This window comes from Streptomyces endophyticus, from assembly GCF_035798155.1.
Taxonomy (GTDB): Bacteria; Actinomycetota; Actinomycetes; order Streptomycetales; family Streptomycetaceae; genus Streptomyces; species Streptomyces endophyticus.
In genome coordinates, this window is record NZ_JAOZYC010000161.1 from 1 (window position 1) to 15,221 (window position 15,221).

The 15,221-nt window shown below is 72.1% G+C and carries 14 protein-coding genes; 10 read left to right on the forward strand and 4 right to left on the reverse strand.

All coding sequences use genetic code 11. The annotated features are described in order from the left end of the window. Positions 1-2,372, forward strand: a 2,372-nt coding sequence (locus OKJ99_RS32535) for a DEAD/DEAH box helicase (protein WP_326021615.1), incomplete at its 5' end; no start/stop codon positions are given. After that, positions 2,369-3,691, forward strand: coding sequence for an SWIM zinc finger family protein (locus OKJ99_RS32540; RefSeq protein WP_326021617.1), 1,323 nt, complete (start codon positions 2,369-2,371; stop codon positions 3,689-3,691). The genes OKJ99_RS32535 and OKJ99_RS32540, both read left to right, overlap by 4 nt. A 56-nt stretch (positions 3,692-3,747) precedes the next feature. Here OKJ99_RS32540 and OKJ99_RS32545 read toward each other — a convergent pair whose 3' ends face one another. Further along, on the reverse strand, positions 3,748-4,386 hold the full coding sequence (locus tag OKJ99_RS32545) for a cysteine peptidase family C39 domain-containing protein (RefSeq protein WP_407700812.1): 639 nt from the start codon (positions 4,384-4,386) through the stop codon (positions 3,748-3,750). Position 4,387: 1 nt separating this feature from the next. Next, entirely contained in the window at positions 4,388-5,596 is a 1,209-nt protein-coding gene (locus tag OKJ99_RS32550; protein WP_326021618.1) for a pyridoxal phosphate-dependent aminotransferase, read from the reverse strand. 106 nt (positions 5,597-5,702) lie between these two features. Between OKJ99_RS32550 and OKJ99_RS32555 the strand changes: the two genes are divergently transcribed. The 7 genes from OKJ99_RS32555 (at position 5,703) to OKJ99_RS32585 (ending at position 12,182) form a co-directional block, all read left to right on the forward strand. Further along, the gene (locus OKJ99_RS32555) at positions 5,703-6,347 is read left to right on the forward strand and encodes a winged helix-turn-helix transcriptional regulator (RefSeq protein ID WP_326021620.1); all 645 of its coding nucleotides are present in this window, start codon (positions 5,703-5,705) and stop codon (positions 6,345-6,347) included. 268 nt (positions 6,348-6,615) lie between these two features. Next, the gene (locus OKJ99_RS32560) at positions 6,616-7,398 is read left to right on the forward strand and encodes an MHYT domain-containing protein (RefSeq protein WP_326021621.1); all 783 of its coding nucleotides are present in this window, start codon (positions 6,616-6,618) and stop codon (positions 7,396-7,398) included. A 53-nt stretch (positions 7,399-7,451) separates the two neighbouring features. Then, the gene (locus tag OKJ99_RS32565; protein ID WP_326021622.1) at positions 7,452-9,803 is read left to right on the forward strand and encodes a sensor histidine kinase; all 2,352 of its coding nucleotides are present in this window, start codon (positions 7,452-7,454) and stop codon (positions 9,801-9,803) included. A gap of 56 nt (positions 9,804-9,859) precedes the next feature. Beyond that, on the forward strand, positions 9,860-10,249 hold the full coding sequence (locus OKJ99_RS32570; protein ID WP_326021690.1) for a roadblock/LC7 domain-containing protein: 390 nt from the start codon (positions 9,860-9,862) through the stop codon (positions 10,247-10,249). A gap of 32 nt (positions 10,250-10,281) precedes the next feature. Further along, a complete protein-coding gene (locus OKJ99_RS32575; protein WP_326021691.1) occupies positions 10,282-10,689 on the forward strand; it encodes a DUF742 domain-containing protein in 408 nt (135 codons plus the stop codon). Beyond that, the gene (locus tag OKJ99_RS32580) at positions 10,670-11,248 is read left to right on the forward strand and encodes a GTP-binding protein (RefSeq protein ID WP_326021624.1); all 579 of its coding nucleotides are present in this window, start codon (positions 10,670-10,672) and stop codon (positions 11,246-11,248) included. The genes OKJ99_RS32575 and OKJ99_RS32580 overlap by 20 nt, the downstream gene beginning before the upstream one ends. Positions 11,249-11,270: 22 nt before the next feature. Beyond that, positions 11,271-12,182 carry a HipA family kinase gene (locus tag OKJ99_RS32585; protein WP_326021626.1) on the forward strand — a complete coding sequence of 304 codons (912 nt, stop codon included), beginning with the start codon at positions 11,271-11,273 and terminating at the stop codon, positions 12,180-12,182. Between the two features lie 69 nt (positions 12,183-12,251). Here OKJ99_RS32585 and aceB read toward each other — a convergent pair whose 3' ends face one another. Then, positions 12,252-13,874 carry a malate synthase A gene (gene aceB / locus OKJ99_RS32590; RefSeq protein WP_326021627.1) on the reverse strand — a complete coding sequence of 541 codons (1,623 nt, stop codon included), beginning with the start codon at positions 13,872-13,874 and terminating at the stop codon, positions 12,252-12,254. A gap of 201 nt (positions 13,875-14,075) precedes the next feature. Beyond that, a complete protein-coding gene (locus OKJ99_RS32595) occupies positions 14,076-14,678 on the reverse strand; it encodes a nucleotidyltransferase family protein (protein ID WP_326021628.1) in 603 nt (200 codons plus the stop codon). 221 nt (positions 14,679-14,899) lie between these two features. On the opposite strand from OKJ99_RS32595, the gene OKJ99_RS32600 reads away from it, so the two are divergent. Beyond that, entirely contained in the window at positions 14,900-15,217 is a 318-nt protein-coding gene (locus OKJ99_RS32600; RefSeq protein ID WP_326021629.1) for a DUF5955 family protein, read from the forward strand. Positions 15,218-15,221: the final 4 nt, after the last annotated feature.

Below are 15,221 nucleotides of genomic sequence, written 5' to 3' on the forward strand. Positions count from 1 at the left end.
CGCTGCCGCGCACCCCGGCCGCCGCGCACGCGGCGGGCGCGCCGTTCGCCGCGGCGGCGGCCCAGCACATTCCGCGGGCCCGCCCCTGGGCGGTCGAGGCGGCGGCGGGGCTCGACGCGGGCGTGAAGGTGTCGCTGCGGCTCGACCTGTCGCAGGCCGCCTTGTTCGACGGGTCCGATGGAGAGGCGGACGGCGACGGCGACGGCGACGGCGAGGGAGACGCGGGAGCTCGCCGCGCGGGCGCCGCCATCGTCCAGGTGCACAGCCTCGCCGACCCCACGCGGGTGGTCGACGCCGCCGGGCTGTGGGCGGGGGAGTCCGGTGAGCACTTCGGGCCGCGCGCCCGGATCGACGCGGTCCTCGCGGTGCGGCGTGCCGCGCTCGCCTGGCCGCCGCTCGGCCGTCTCCTGGAGCAGGACGTGCCGGACGTGCTGGCCCTGTCCGACAGCGAACTGACGGATCTGCTCGGGCCCGGCGCGGCGCGCCTCGCCAAGGCGGGCGTCACCCTGCACTGGCCGCGCGACATCGCCCGCTCCCTCACCGCGACCGCCGTGGTGCGCGTACAGGCCGCGCCCGGCTCGGCGACCGACGGGACGCCGTTCTTCGACAGTGAGGAACTGCTGAAGTTCAACTGGCAGGTGGCGCTCGACGGGGACCCGCTGACCGAGCGGGAGATGGACCTGCTCGCCGAGTCGCACCGCGCGGTGGTGCGGCTGCGCGACCAGTGGGTGGTCGTCGACCCCGACCTCGTCCGCAAGGCCCGCAAGCGGGAGTTGGGCCTGCTGGAGCCCGTCGACGCGCTGGCGGTCGCGCTGACCGGCGAGGCCGAGATCGACGGGGAGCGGGTCGCGGCCGTGCCCACAGGCCGCCTCGCCGAGCTGCGCGACCGGCTCACCCGGGGCATCGACACGGTCGAGCCGCCCGAGGGGCTGCACGCGACACTGCGCGACTACCAACTGCGGGGCCTGGCCTGGCTCGACCTCATGACCTCGCTCGGCCTCGGCGGCTGCCTCGCCGACGACATGGGCCTCGGCAAGACCGTCACGCTCATCGCGCTGCACCTGCGCCGCGCCCGGCCCGCGCCCACGCTCGTCGTCTGCCCGGCCTCGCTGCTGGGCAACTGGCAGCGGGAGATCGAGCGGTTCGCCCCCGGCGTCCCGGCGCGCCGCTTCCACGGCGTGGACCGCACCCTGACCGGCGTCGAGGGCGGCTTCGTCCTCACCACGTACGGCACCCTGCGCACCCGCGCCGCCGAACTCGCGGGACACACCTGGGGCATGGTCGTGGCGGACGAGGCGCAGCACGTGAAGAACCCCAACTCGGCGACGGCGAAGGCGCTGCGCACGATCGGGGCCCCCACGCGCGTGGCGCTCACCGGCACCCCGGTGGAGAACGACCTGTCGGAGCTGTGGGCCCTGCTCGACTGGACGACACCCGGGCTGCTCGGTCCGCTCAAGGCGTTCCGCGCCCGGCACGCGCGCGTGGTCGAGGGCGAGGTCCCGCTCCAGGGCCAGGGCGGGACGAACCCGGAGGCGATCGAGCGGCTGGCCCGCCTGGTGCGTCCGTTCATCCTGCGCCGTAAGAAGTCCGACCCCGGCATCGTCCCCGAACTGCCCCCGAAGACCGAGTCCGACCATCCCGCGCCGCTCACCCGCGAGCAGGTGTCGCTCTACGAGGCCGTGGTGCGCGAGTCGATGGCACAGATCGAGGAGGCCGAGGGCATCGGTCGGCGCGGCCTGATCATGAAGCTGCTCACGTCCCTGAAGCAGATCTGCAACCACCCGGCGCAGTACCTCAAGGAGGGCCAGGGCGACGGGTCCCGCCCGCGCCTGGCGGGCCGCTCCGGCAAACTCGCGCTCCTGGACGAGCTGTTGGACACGATCGTGGCCGAGGACGGCTCGGTCCTCGTCTTCACCCAGTACGTGTCCATGGCCAAGCTGCTCGCCACGCACCTGACCACCCGCGGCATCCCCAGCCAACTGCTGCACGGCGGCACCACGATCGTCGAGCGCGAGCGCATGGTCGACCGCTTCCAGTCCGGAGAGGCCCCCGTCTTCCTGCTCTCCCTGAAGGCGGCCGGCACCGGACTCAACCTCACGCGCGCGGGGCACGTGATCCACTTCGACCGCTGGTGGAACCCGGCGGTGGAGGAGCAGGCCACCGACCGTGCGTACCGCATCGGTCAGACCCAGCCCGTGCAGGTCCACCGGTTCATCTCCGAGGGCACGGTGGAGGACCGGATCGCCGAACTGCTGGCCACGAAGCGGGCGCTGGCGGACGCGGTGCTCGGCACCGGCGAGGCGGCGCTCACCGAGCTGACCGACCGGGAGCTCACGGACCTCGTGACGCTGCGCAGGGAGGCGACGCGATGAGCCCGACGCGCAGGCCCTCCAGGACGCACCGGCCCCACGTACCGGGCCGCGCGGGCGCCGACGAGCAGGCACGGGCCCGGCACCTGGACGCGCGCCGCACGTTCCCCCCGCTGCCGCCCCGGGCCGAACCGGGCGGCAGCTTCGCCCTCACCTGGTGGGGCAACGCCTGGGTGGACGCCCTGGAGGACTCAGCCCTCGACCAGGGCCGCCTCGCGCGTGGCCGCGCCTACGCGGACCGCGGTCACGTCGACGCGATCACGGTCACCCCGGGCCGCGTCGTCGCCTACGTGCACGGCTCGCGCCCCCGCCCCTACCGGGCCGAACTGCGCCTGCGGGAACTTCCGGACGACGCGTGGGACCGCTTCCTGGACACGGCCGCGGCCCGCCCCGAACACCTGGCGTCGCTCCTCGACAAGGACGTGCCGCACGCGCTGGCCGCGGCGGCCGACCTGCTGCCCACGGTCGACGAACTCACCCCCGAGTGCACCTGCCCGGACCGCGGCCACCCCTGCAAGCACACGGCGGCGCTCTGCTATCAGGCGGCGCGGATCCTCGACGAGGACCCGTTCGTCCTGTTCCTGTTGCGCGGCCGCGGCGAGCAGGAGCTGCTGCGGGCGCTGACCCGGCGCAGCTCGGTGCACGAGGCGGAGGAGCGTTCCAAGACGCGGGCCCCCGACCTCGAATCGCGCCCGGCGAAGGACGCGTACGCCACTGTGCGAGGCGGTCAACTGCCGCAGCTGCCACCGGAGTTCCCGCCCCCGCAGTATCCCGAGCGGCCGCCCTCCTACCCCCAGGCGCCGGACGCCCCCGACCCGCTCGCGCTCGACCTCCTCGCCACGGAGGCGGGGGTGCGTGCCCATGCGCTGCTCACCACCGGCGCCGACGCGATCGCCGCGCTCTCTCCGTGGCAGGACGCGGTTCGGCTCGCCGCGGCCCACCCCGGTTCGGGTCTCACGGCGGCGACCCGCGCCCTGTACGCCTCGCTGTCCCGCGGTACCGGCCGTACGCCCATCGATCTGGCGCGAGCCGTCGCGGCGTGGCGTCAGGGCGGGCTCGAAGGTCTTTCGGTGCTGGAGGAGGAGTGGGACCCGCCGGCGGGTCCCTTCGACCGTGCCCGCCCGGTCCTCCTGGCCACGGGGCACCCGGACTTCCGTCCCCACCGCAACCATCTGTCGACGGCCTCCGTCCAGCTCCGGCTGGGGCGGGACGGTTGGTGGTACGGGTATGAGTCCGAGCCGGGTCGCGAGGACTGGTGGCCCCGGGGGGAGCCGGGGCGGGATCCGGTGTCGGCGCTGGATTCGCTGCTGGGTGGGGGCTGAGCCCGGGACCCGGCGCCGTTCCTCCGGCCGCGGGGCTCCGCCCCGGACCCCGCTGCTCAATCGCCGCAGGGGCTTGATGGGAGCGACATGCCCCGGCCCGCGAAGAACTCCTCGAAGCGTGCCACTGGCAGGTCCGCCGTGCGCGTTGTCGTGTCCGTGCCCGAGGGGTTGTGGAAGTGGTAGCCGGAGCCGTCCGGTGTGCGGGCCGTGACGAGGACCAGGTGGCCGCCGCGGCCGGGGGCCGGCTCGTGCGGGCGGCGGATCGCGTAGTGCACGGAGGCGATGACCAGGCGGCCCGCGTCGAGCAGTTCGCCGATCTCGTCCGCGCGCAGGGTGCGGTGCACCGCCGCGTCGACGCCGTGCACCTCCCGTACGTACTCCACGGCGGGCGCGTAGATCATGCCGCGGATCTCGCCCTCGGCGTCCACCCGGTACGCACCGAACTTCAGCGCCCCGTCGCGCAGTTCGAAGAGCGAGGGAGCGCCGGGGCCGAGCGCCATGCGCAGGCATGTCGCCCCGCACAGATGCCCGCACCAGCGCGCGTAGTCCTCGACCGTCGCCGCGCCCGACTGGCGCCACGCGGGGTCCCGCGCCCGGTCGAACCGACCGGACACGATGGGTCCGACCAGGTCGGGGGACGCGAACTGCGTGTGGCTGGAGTGCCCACAGGCACCGCACGTCGTCGAAGTGATCACGTCACTGACGGTATCCGCTCAGGAAGCGCCCGATCCGGCTGATCGCGGCATCGAGGTCGTCGGCGTAGGGAAGCGTGAGGATGCGGAAGTGGTCCGGGTGCGGCCAGTTGAAGCCGGTGCCCTGGACGACCTGGATCTTCTCGCGCAGCAGCAGGTCGAGGACGAACTTCTCGTCGTCGACGATCTTGTGCACCTTGGGGTCGATGCGGGGGAAGGCGTACAGCGCGCCCTTGGGCTTCACGCAGCTGACGCCGGGGATCTCGTTCAGCTTCTCCCACGCCTTGTCGCGCTGCTCGAGGAGGCGGCCGCCGGGCGCGGTGAGTTCGCGGATCGACTGGCGGCCGCCGAGCGCGGCCTGGATGGCGTACTGGGCGGGCGCGTTCGGGCACAGGCGCATGGAGGCCAGCATGGTCAGGCCCTCCAGGTAGTTCTTCGCGTGCTGCCGCGGGCCCGTGACCACCATCCAGCCGGAGCGGAACCCGGCCACGCGGTACGTCTTCGACAGGCCGGAGAAGGTGAGGACGACGAGGTCGGGGGCGAGGGTGGCGGCGGTGTGGTGCACCGCGTCGTCGTAGAGGATCTGGTCGTAGATCTCGTCGGCGAACACCATCAGGCCGTGCCGGCGGGCGAGGTCGAGGATGCCCTCGATGATCTCCTTCGGATAGACCGCGCCGGTCGGGTTGTTGGGGTTGATGATGACGACCGCCTTCGTGCGGTCGGTGATCTTCGACTCCATGTCGGCGAGGTCCGGGTACCAGTCCGACTGCTCGTCGCAGAGATAGTGGACGGCCTTGCCGCCGGAGAGCGTGGTCACCGCGGTCCACAGCGGGAAGTCCGGGGCCGGGATGAGGACTTCGTCGCCGTCCTCCAGGAGCGCCTGGATCGCCATCGAGACCAGTTCGGACACGCCGTTGCCGAGGAAGACGTCGTCCACGCCGACGTCGAGGCCGAGCGCCTGGTAGCGCTGGGCGACGGCGCGGCGGGCGGAGAGGATGCCGCGCGAGTCCGTGTAGCCGTGCGCCTGCGGGAGCATCCGGATCATGTCCTGGACGATCTCCTCCGGCGCCTCGAAGCCGAACAGGGCCGGGTTGCCGGTGTTCAGGCGCAGCACGCTGTGGCCCGCCTCCTCCAGCGCGTTGGCGTGCTCGATGACCGGGCCGCGGATCTCGTAACAGACCTCGCTCAGCTTGCTCGACTGCCGGAACTCCATGCGCTTGCCCTCCAGGCGGACCAGGTGCCACTGTGCTGAACCGTTGTTGCTTGGTTTTACCAAGTAGGTGCTTGGAAAGTCCAACAACTTGAATAGACTGCGCGCCATGCCACGCCGAAGCTACGACCAGTACTGCGCCGTCGCCCGCGCGCTCGACGTCGTCGGGGACCGCTGGACGCTCCTCATCGCGCGCGAACTCCTCGCCGGGCCGCGCCGCTACACCGACCTGCACGCCGACCTGCCGGGTGTCAGCACGGACATGCTGGCCACGCGGCTCAAGGGCATGGAGCGGGACGGCCTTGCCGAGCGCCGTCGGCTCCCCGCGCCCGCGTCGGCGTACGTGTACGAACTCACCGAGCGGGGGCGTGGATTGCTGCCCGTGCTGCGGGCGCTGGGGGAGTGGGGTGCACCGGACCTCGCCGAGCGGCGGCCCACCGACGCGGTGCGGGCGCACTGGTTGGCGCTGCCGTTGTCGCGGCAGCTGGAGGAGTTGGGGGAGTCGGGCGCGGTGGAGGTCCGGGTCGACGAGGGGGTCTTCCACGTCAGGCTCGGCGGGGAGTTCGTATATCCCGTATATGGGGACGGGGTGTACCCGGACGGGGAGCCGGACGCGCGGCTGACCCTGGAGACCGAGGTGTGCGGCGAGGTCGCCCGCGGGGCGGTCGGTCTGGTCGAGGCGGTGCGCGGCGGTCGCGTCACGGTGACCGGGGAGGGTGCGCTGGCGAAGGCGCTGCGCGGCGGCACCTCCTGATACCTCTCCTCATAGGCGGTCCCGCGAGGAACGGCGGCAATGTCCGGACCGTCCCGAGGCGCGGCGTGACAAGAGTCGCAACATCATTCACGGTCACAGGACGCGCCAATTTGTGAAGGCCCCATGAACTCGGGCTCTACCAGTCGGTAACCCCTCTGAACCCCCCTGGTTCAGGCCAATTACCGCTCTGATCAGGCCGTCACATGCGTGTTAGCGTCCCGGTCGACCGGGGGGCCGATGTGAAGAGTGAGAGGGACCCGTCGCGAATATGGGGCACATGCACCACATGACAGGAGGCTGGATCACTCCGCTCTTGTCCTACGTGATGGCTGTCGTGGGATCCGCTCTGGGCCTGCGCTGCACCGCACGCGCCCAGGCCGCCGGGCAGAGATCCAAGCGCAACTGGCTGTTGACCGCGTCCGTCGCGATCGGCGCCGGAATCTGGACGATGCACTTCATCGCGATGCTCGGCTACGCCGTCGACGGCACCGCGATCCGTTACGACATCCCCCTCACCCTCCTGAGCCTTCTCGTGGCGATCCTGGTGGTCGGCGCCGGCATGTTCGTCGCGGGCTACGGCAAGTCCCGCGCACTCTCCGTCGTGCTCGGCGGACTCGGTACCGGGCTCGGCGTCGCCGCGATGCACTACATCGGCATGTCGGCGGTGCGGCTCAACGGGTCCCTCTCCTACGACCCCGTGCTCGTGGCCGTCTCCGTGGTGATCGCCGTCGTCGCCGCGTCCGCCGCGCTGTGGGCCGCGCTGTCCGTGCGCGGACCCGTGGTCGCCGCCGTCGCCGCCCTCGTGATGGGGCTCGCGGTGAGCAGCATGCACTACACCGGCATGGCCGCCGTGAAGGTCGGCGTGCACCCGGGAACCGCGCCGCTGTCGGGCGCCACCGCGACCGCGTTCATCCTGCCGCTGGCCGTCGTGCTCGGCTCGTTCCTCTTCCTCACCTGCGCCTTCGTCGCCCTGTCGCCGACGGCGGACGAGCGTGCGCGCAGCGAGGCCGCGGCCCGTCCGCTGGACGAGGTCGAACTGCCCGCCACGTAGGCGCGTTCCCCACCCCCCCCCACACCACTCAGGCCCGGCCGAGGAGCTGTCTCATGCCCGCGCGCTTTCCGCTGCCCGAACGGCTGCGCTCCAAATCGATCAGAGCCAAGGTCGTCACCCTGCTCACGGTCCCCGTCGTCTCCGTGATGGCGCTGTGGGGCCACGCCGCGGTGACCACGGCGTCCCAGATATCCGACAAGGAGCAGCTGAAAGAGGTGAACTCGGCGCTCGTCACGCCGATTTCGAGGTTCACCGTCGCCGTGCAGGGCGAGCGCGCGGCCGCCATGAAGTACCGCGCGGCCCACGACGCCACCACACGGCAGGACTTCACCGGGGCAACGGCCCGTACGGACAAGGCAGTTGACGCGCTCAACGCGGGACTTCGCTCCATCAGCACCGACCTCGCCGACCTCGACGCGGCGCTGCCCGAGCGCATCCAGAAGCTGAGGTTCAGCGCCGACTCGTTGTCCGGGCCGCGCCAGAAGGCCGGGGCGCCGGGCGGCACGGAGGCCATCGGCGGCTACGACACCGCGGTCCAGCGAGCCCTGTCCGTACGGGCCGGACTCGCCGCGGCCGACGGCGACACGGCCCGCACGCTGCTCCAACTCGCCCGCGCACGCGATGCGTTGAGCCGCCAGGACGCGCTGCTCGGCGCCGCGCACGCGGCCGGCGGGGAGCTGACGCCCGGCCAGTACCGCGAATTCGTGGGAGACGTGGCGGTGCAGCGCAGCCTCACCGAGGCCGCGCTGCCCGACCTGTCGGGCAGCGACGCCACCGCGTTCCGGGCCGCGCTCGGCACCGTCGGCGCCAAGGACCTGAGCCACGTGCAGGACATGGCCCTCGCCGCGGGCGCCCGCGGCGCCGCCGACGCGGTGCCCGCCGGGCGCTGGCAGTCGGATGCGCGGGCCACCCTGACCGCCCTGGACAAGGCCGAGTCCGGCGCCATCGACGAGGCGGCGGGCGCCGAGCCGTACTCCCTTTCCTCCCTGGGCAGTTCCGGCATCGCCGTGCTCCTCGGTCTGCTCGGCGTGATCGTGTCGCTGCTGCTCTCCGTACGGATCGGGCGCGGTCTCGTCGCCGACCTCACGGGGCTGCGCAACGCCGCGCTCGACATGGCGGCGACCCGGCTGCCCGCCTCCATGCGGCGCATCCACAACGGCGAGGACGTCGACCTCGACAAGGAGGCGCCGCTCGACGAGACGCCGCACAGCGACGAGGTCGGGCAGGTCGGCGCGGCCCTCACCACCGTGCAGCGCGCGGCGCTGCGCGCGGTCGCGGGCCGGGCCGCGGTCCTCACGGGGGTGTCCGGTGTGTATGTGTCGCTGGCCCGGCGCAGCCAGGTGCTGCTGCACCGCCAGCTCGAACTCCTCGACGCGATGGAGCGCCGCACGGAGGACCCCACCGACCTCGAGGACCTGTTCCGCATCGACCACTTGACGACGCGTATGCGGCGGCACGCCGAGTCGCTGCTCATCCTCTCCGGTTCGGCTCCGGGGCGCGCCTGGCGCAACCCGGTGCCGCTGATCGACGCGGTCCGTGCGGGCCTCGCCGAGACGCCGGACTTCGACCGGGTCCAGCTCCACGACATCCCCGAGCTCTCCCTCGCGGGCCCGGCCGTCGCCGACATCGCGCACCTCGTCGCCGAACTCGCCGAGAACGCCTCGTCGTTCTCGCCGCCGCACACGCCCGTGGTGGTCCGTGGTGAACCGGTCGGCGCGGGCGCCTGCCTGGAGATCGAGGACCGTGGCCTCGGCATGAGCGACGAGGCGCTGGCCGATGCCAACGCGCGGATCAACGCGGCCGACATCGACCTGCTCGATTCCCGCAAGCTCGGGCTCTTCGTGGTCAATCGGCTCTCGGAGCGGCAGCACCTGGAGGTCACGCTGCGGCGTTCGATCTACGGGGGCATCACCGCGGTCGTCTTCATCCCGCAGAACCTTCTGGAGGCGCCGCATCCGGGGTTGCGAGGGGACCGTCCTCCGCCCCGGGGCTCCGCCCCGGACCCCGCTGCTCAATCGCCGCAGGGGCTTGAAATGCAGCCGCCCACCCGCCATGAGGCGCCCACCCGCCTTGGGCAATCTGCCGCCTTGGGCGGCAGGGTGGGCAAGGCGGCACCCCGGACCAGCGCATCCGATGCGGGAGGCGTCGACCCCGGCATGGCGGAGAACCCGGTGCAGCGCACCCACAGCCAGGACGCCGACCCCGGCACGGAGGAGCTTCCGCGGCGTGTGCGGCAGGCCAACATCAGCCCCGAGTTGCGGGACGGCGCGCCCGCGCAGGGCGAAGGAGCGGGGGCCGGTGGACGGTCCCCGGAGGCCGCCCGCGCCACCATGACATCGCTGAGCTCGGGCCGCAGACGCGCCCGCGCCGCCCGCGACGCCCCGAACGACGGAGGACACCGATGACCCCGACGTACAACGTCACCGGCCTGGGCGGCGGCGACGGCGACGGCGAACACCGCATGGGCGTCGACTGGCTCCTCGACGAACTGGCGGCCCGCGTCATCGAGGTCCGGTACGTGGTCATGCTCTCCGGCGACGGCCTCTGCGTCGGCGCCTCCACCGGCCTCGGCCGCGACGAGTCCGAGCGCTTCTGCGCGATCGCCTCCGGCTTCCACTCCCTCGCCAAGGGCGCGGGCCGCCACTTCGACGCCGGCGGCGTCGTCCAGACGATGGTCGAACTCGAAGGCGGCTTCCTATTCGTGGTCGCCGCGGGCGAGGGCTCCTGCCTCGCCGTGTTCACCGACGGACACGCCGACATCGGCCTCGTCGCGTACGAGATGGCGCTGCTCGTGGACCGCGTGCGCGAACACCTCGGCGTACCGACCCGCTCGGACGGCGAGGCCTTGTGACGACGCCGCCACCCGGCCGCCGCCCCGACCGCATGGACGCCTGGTCCGACCGTTACGACGAGGACGCGGGCCCCTTGGTCCGGCTCTACGCCATGACCTCGGGCCGCGCCCGCACCGGCAACGGGGCGGAACGCATGGACCTCATGGCCATCGTCCGCCCCACCCGCACCAGGCCGGACGGACCGCTGCCACCCGAACAGCGCGAGCTGCTCGCCCTGTGCCTGCGCGGCCCGCGCCCGCTCGTCGACCTCGCCTCCGACTCCGGCCTCCCGCTGGGCGTCGTACGCGTCCTGCTCGGCGATCTGGCGGCGAAATCACTCGTCACCGTCGTGCCGCCGCGGGCCCCTGCCGCCGATCCCGCCACGGGCGAACCCGCCGGCTACGCCCGTCCCGACGCCCACCTCCTCCGAGAAGTGATCAATGGACTTCGCGCACTCTGACCCGACCGCCCGCGCCGACTTCACGGCCCTGAAGGTGCTGATCGCGGGCGGCTTCGGGGCCGGCAAGACCACGATGGTGGAGTCCGTCAGCGAGATCCGTCCGCTGCGCACCGAGGAGGACCTCACGGTCGCCTCGCGCGGCGTGGACCACCTCGACGGCGTCACCACCAAGTCGACGACGACCGTGGCCATGGACTTCGGCCGCATCACGCTGCGCGAGAACCTCGCGCTGTATCTGTTCGGCACGCCGGGCCAGGACCGGTTCTGGTTCCTGTGGGACGAACTGGCGACGGGGTGCCTGGGCGCGGTCGTCCTCGCGGACACCCGCCGCCTCGCCGACTGCTTCCCCGCGGTCGACTACTTCGAGAGCCGCGCCATCCCGTTCATCGTCGCGGTGAACTGCTTCGACGGCGTACGTTCCCACTCCTCGGAAGCGGTCTCCCGCGCGCTCGACCTCGGCCCGGACACCACGGTGCTGCTGTGCGACGCCCGTGACCGCGAGTCCGGCAAGGAAACGCTGATCTCACTGCTCGAACAGGTCCTGCGCCGGGACGCGTGACCGCCCGTATTAGCCTGACCCGGTGCCCAGGCTCAGAGAAATCACCGCGACCCGCTATGTGAACCCGCTGCGCACCGGCGGCTCCGTACCCGGTGTGGTCGAGGCGGACGACCTGGGCACGTACGTGCTCAAGTTCACCGGGTCCGCGCAGGGCGTGAAGGCGCTCGTCGCGGAGATCGTCGTGGGCGAGCTGGCGCGCGCGTTCGGGCTGCGCTTCCCGGAGTTGGTGCTCGCGCACTTCGATCCGGCGCTCGGTGCGGACGAGCCGCACCAGGAGGTCAAGGAGCTCCTTGAGGCGAGTGCGGGTCTCAACCTCGGCATGGACTTCCTGCCGGGCGCGGCGGACTTCACTCCGGAGATCGCGGAGTCCTTCCCCGTCGACCCGCTGGAGGCGGGCCGCATCGTCTGGCTCGACGCGCTCACCGTCAACGTGGACCGCACGGTGCACAGTTCGAACCTCATGGTGTGGCCCACGCTCGGCGTCGCCCCGCCGAAGCTGTGGCTGATCGACCACGGCGCGGCGCTCGTCTTCCACCACCGCTGGGACGGCGCGGACCCGGCGAAGGCGTACGACTTCCGGCATCACGCGCTCGGTGGGTACGGCCCCGACACGCGCGGGGCCGACGCGGAACTCGCGCCCAAGGTCACCGAGGACCTGCTGCGCGAGATCCTCTCCCTGGTCCCGGACGCGTGGCTCACGGACTTCGCCACACCGGACGAGGCGCGGGACGCCTACGTCACGTACCTCCTGGCCCGCGCCCGCACCTCCGCCTCCTGGCTGCCCACGGACTTCCCGTCCCGCGACGAACTGGCGGCGGCGGACGCGAAGCGCGCGGCCGCGACGGAGCGGGGCCGCCCGGCGTGGCTGAAGCGCGTCCCCGACCTCCATGGAAAGCCCCCGGCGGAACAGGACTGGTCGCGCCACGTGGGCTGACGCCGCGCCCACCACGCGCAAGGGGCCCGGCGCCATCCCGGCGCCGGACCCCACACACACCGCGAAACGTCAGCCGAGCTGCTCGTACGCCGGCAGCGTCAGGAAGTCCGCGTAGTCCGCGTCCAGGGAGACCTGGAGGAGGAGGTCGTGGGCCTGCTGCCACTTGCCGGCGGCGAACGCCTCGTCGCCGACCTCGGCCTTGATGTTCGCCAGCTCCTCCGCGGCGACCTTGCGGGCCAGCTCGGCGGTGACGGGCTCACCGTTGTCGAGGATGACGCCCGCGTTGATCCACTGCCAGATCTGGGAGCGGGAGATCTCCGCCGTCGCCGCGTCCTCCATGAGGTTGAAGATCGCGACGGCGCCGAGGCCGCGCAGCCAGGCCTCGATGTAGCGGATGCCGACCTGGACGGCGTTGACCAGACCGTCGTAGGTGGGCTTCGCGTCGAGGGAGTCGATGGCGATCAGGTCGCCGGCGGCCACCGAGACGTCCTCGCGCAGGCGGTCCTTCTGGTTCGGCTTCTCGCCGAGGACCTTGTCGAAGGACTCCATGGCGATCGGGACGAGGTCCGGGTGCGCGACCCAGGAGCCGTCGAAGCCGTCGCCGGCCTCGCGGTCCTTGTCGTCGCGGACCTTCGCGAAGGCCACCTTGTTGACCTCGGCGTCGCGCCGCGAGGGGATGAAGGCCGCCATGCCGCCGATGGCGTGCGCGCCGCGCTTGTGGCAGGTGCGCACGAGCAGCTCGGTGTAGGCGCGCATGAACGGCGCCGTCATCGTCACCGCGTTGCGGTCCGGCAGGACGAACTTCTGCCCGCCGTCACGGAAGTTCTTGACGATGGAGAAGAGGTAGTCCCAGCGACCGGCGTTCAGGCCGGAGGCGTGGTCCCTGAGCTCGTAGAGGATCTCCTCCATCTCGTACGCGGCCGTGATCGTCTCGATCAGGACGGTGGCGCGCACGGTGCCCTGCGGGATGCCGACGTAGTCCTGCGCGAAGACGAAGATCTCGTTCCAGAGGCGGGCCTCCAGGTGCGACTCCGTCTTCGGGAGGTAGAAGTACGGGCCCTTGCCGAGCTCGATCAGCTTCTTCGCGTTGTGGAAGAAGTAGAGGCCGAAGTCGACGAGCGCGCCGGGGACGGCCTTCCCGTTCTCGTCGACCAGGTGACGCTCGTTCAGGTGCCAGCCGCGCGGGCGCATGACGACCGTGGCGAGCTCGTCGGCGGACTTCAGCGCGTACGACTTGCCGGAGCGCTCGTCCGTGAAGTCGATGGCGCGGTTGTAGGCGTTGGTGAGGTTCAGCTGGCCGCCGATGACGTTCTCCCACGTCGGGGCGGAGGCGTCCTCGAAGTCGGCGAGCCAGATCTTCGCGCCGGAGTTGAGCGCGTTGATCGTCATCTTGCGGTCGGTCGGGCCGGTGATCTCGACGCGGCGGTCGTTCAGGGCGGCCGGGGCCTCGGCGACCTTCCAGGTGTCGTCCGCGCGGACGGCGGCGGTCTCCGGGAGGAAGTCGAGCGTGCAGGTGCGGGCGATCTCGGCGCGGCGCTCGGTGCGACGGGCGAGGAGCTCGTCACGCCGGGGCGTGAAAAGGCGGTGCAGCTCGGCCACGAAGGCGAGGGCCGCTTCGGTGAGCACCTCGCCCTGTCCGGGCAGGGTCTCGGCGTCGACGATGGCCAGCGGGGACGGCGCTGGTGCGGACATGTGGCTGTCACTTCCTTCAGCGAGCGAACGGCGCCTGCGGCACTGGGTGCCGGGGCCGCCTGGGTATGGCTGCTGGCCCCGTTTCGGGGGACCGGCCCTTCTCAACAGTGGATATTAGTTTCCTCATTGTGGAAGTTCAATGGTTTGTTGACGTCGAGATTCTCAGAGTCGACAGAACGTGGCTCTGCGTGCCACGCCCCGTTACTCAAGGTGTCCGAGATCCGCTTCCGTGTCGATGTCGTACGCCTCGGCGATGTCCCCGCACTCCACGAGTCGCATCGCGCCCGCGTGCTCCTTGAGGTACGCACGGGCCCCGCGGTCCCCCTTCGCGCTCGCCGCGATCCCCGCCCAGTGGTCCCGGCCGAACAGCACCGGATGCCCGCGCTCCCCGCCGTACGCGGCCGCCGCGAGCGAGGCGGGGGAGTCGTGGGCCGCGCGCACCCGCGCCACCGCCGCAGCGCCGATCCCCGGCTGGTCCACCAGGAGTACGAGCGCGGCTTCCGCCTCCGTGGCCGCGAGCGCTTCGAGCCCCGCCCGCAGTGAGGACCCCATGCCTTCCTCCCAGTCCGGGTTCTCGGTCACCTGGCACCCCTCCAGTGCGGCCTGCTCCCGTACGTCGCCGGCCGCCGCCCCGAGTACCACGTGCACGGGATCGCATCCCCCCGCGCGCAAGATGCGCACCGCGTGCTCCACGAGCGGCCGCCCGCGGTGCTCAAGGAGCGCCTTGGGCCGGCCGCCGAGCCGCCGCCCGCCACCCGCGGCGAGCAGTAGCCCCGCCACCGCGTCTGTGCTCTTCGTCGTCATGCCCCTTGCATATCGCACACCGGGCGCGATCGAAGTCGTTCGGATTTTCACAGTTGCCTTGCGCAACGGACTGGCGAAACGCTTGCCCGTGGCGTTAACTGGGCGGCCACAAACCCGAGTTGGACGCCCGACCGACGCTCCGGCCGGGTTACGCGGTAGTAGGACTCGAGAAGTACCTGAGCAGGACAACACACGCACAAGGACGTGCGAGGGGGAGAGCTGTGTTGCGGAGCGTGGAGCAGAGGCTTGTGACCGGGAGCGACGAGGATCCGCGGGTGGACGAGCTGCGTACCGCCGTGTCCCGGCTGCGCAGGGAACTCGCCGCGCACCCGGTCGAGTTTCCCGACCGGGGGATCGCGGAGGACGAGCTGGCGGCGCTGGACGCGATGGCCGGCGGGGGCAGGCCCGAGGTGCCGAGGCTGCGCCGCTCGCTGTTGCTCGTGGCGGGGGCGGTCGGCTCGGTGAGCGCGCTGTCCGGGGCACTGACCCAGGTCAGGGGCGCGGTGGAACTGTTCGGAGGGCCGCCTACGCAGGGCTGAACGT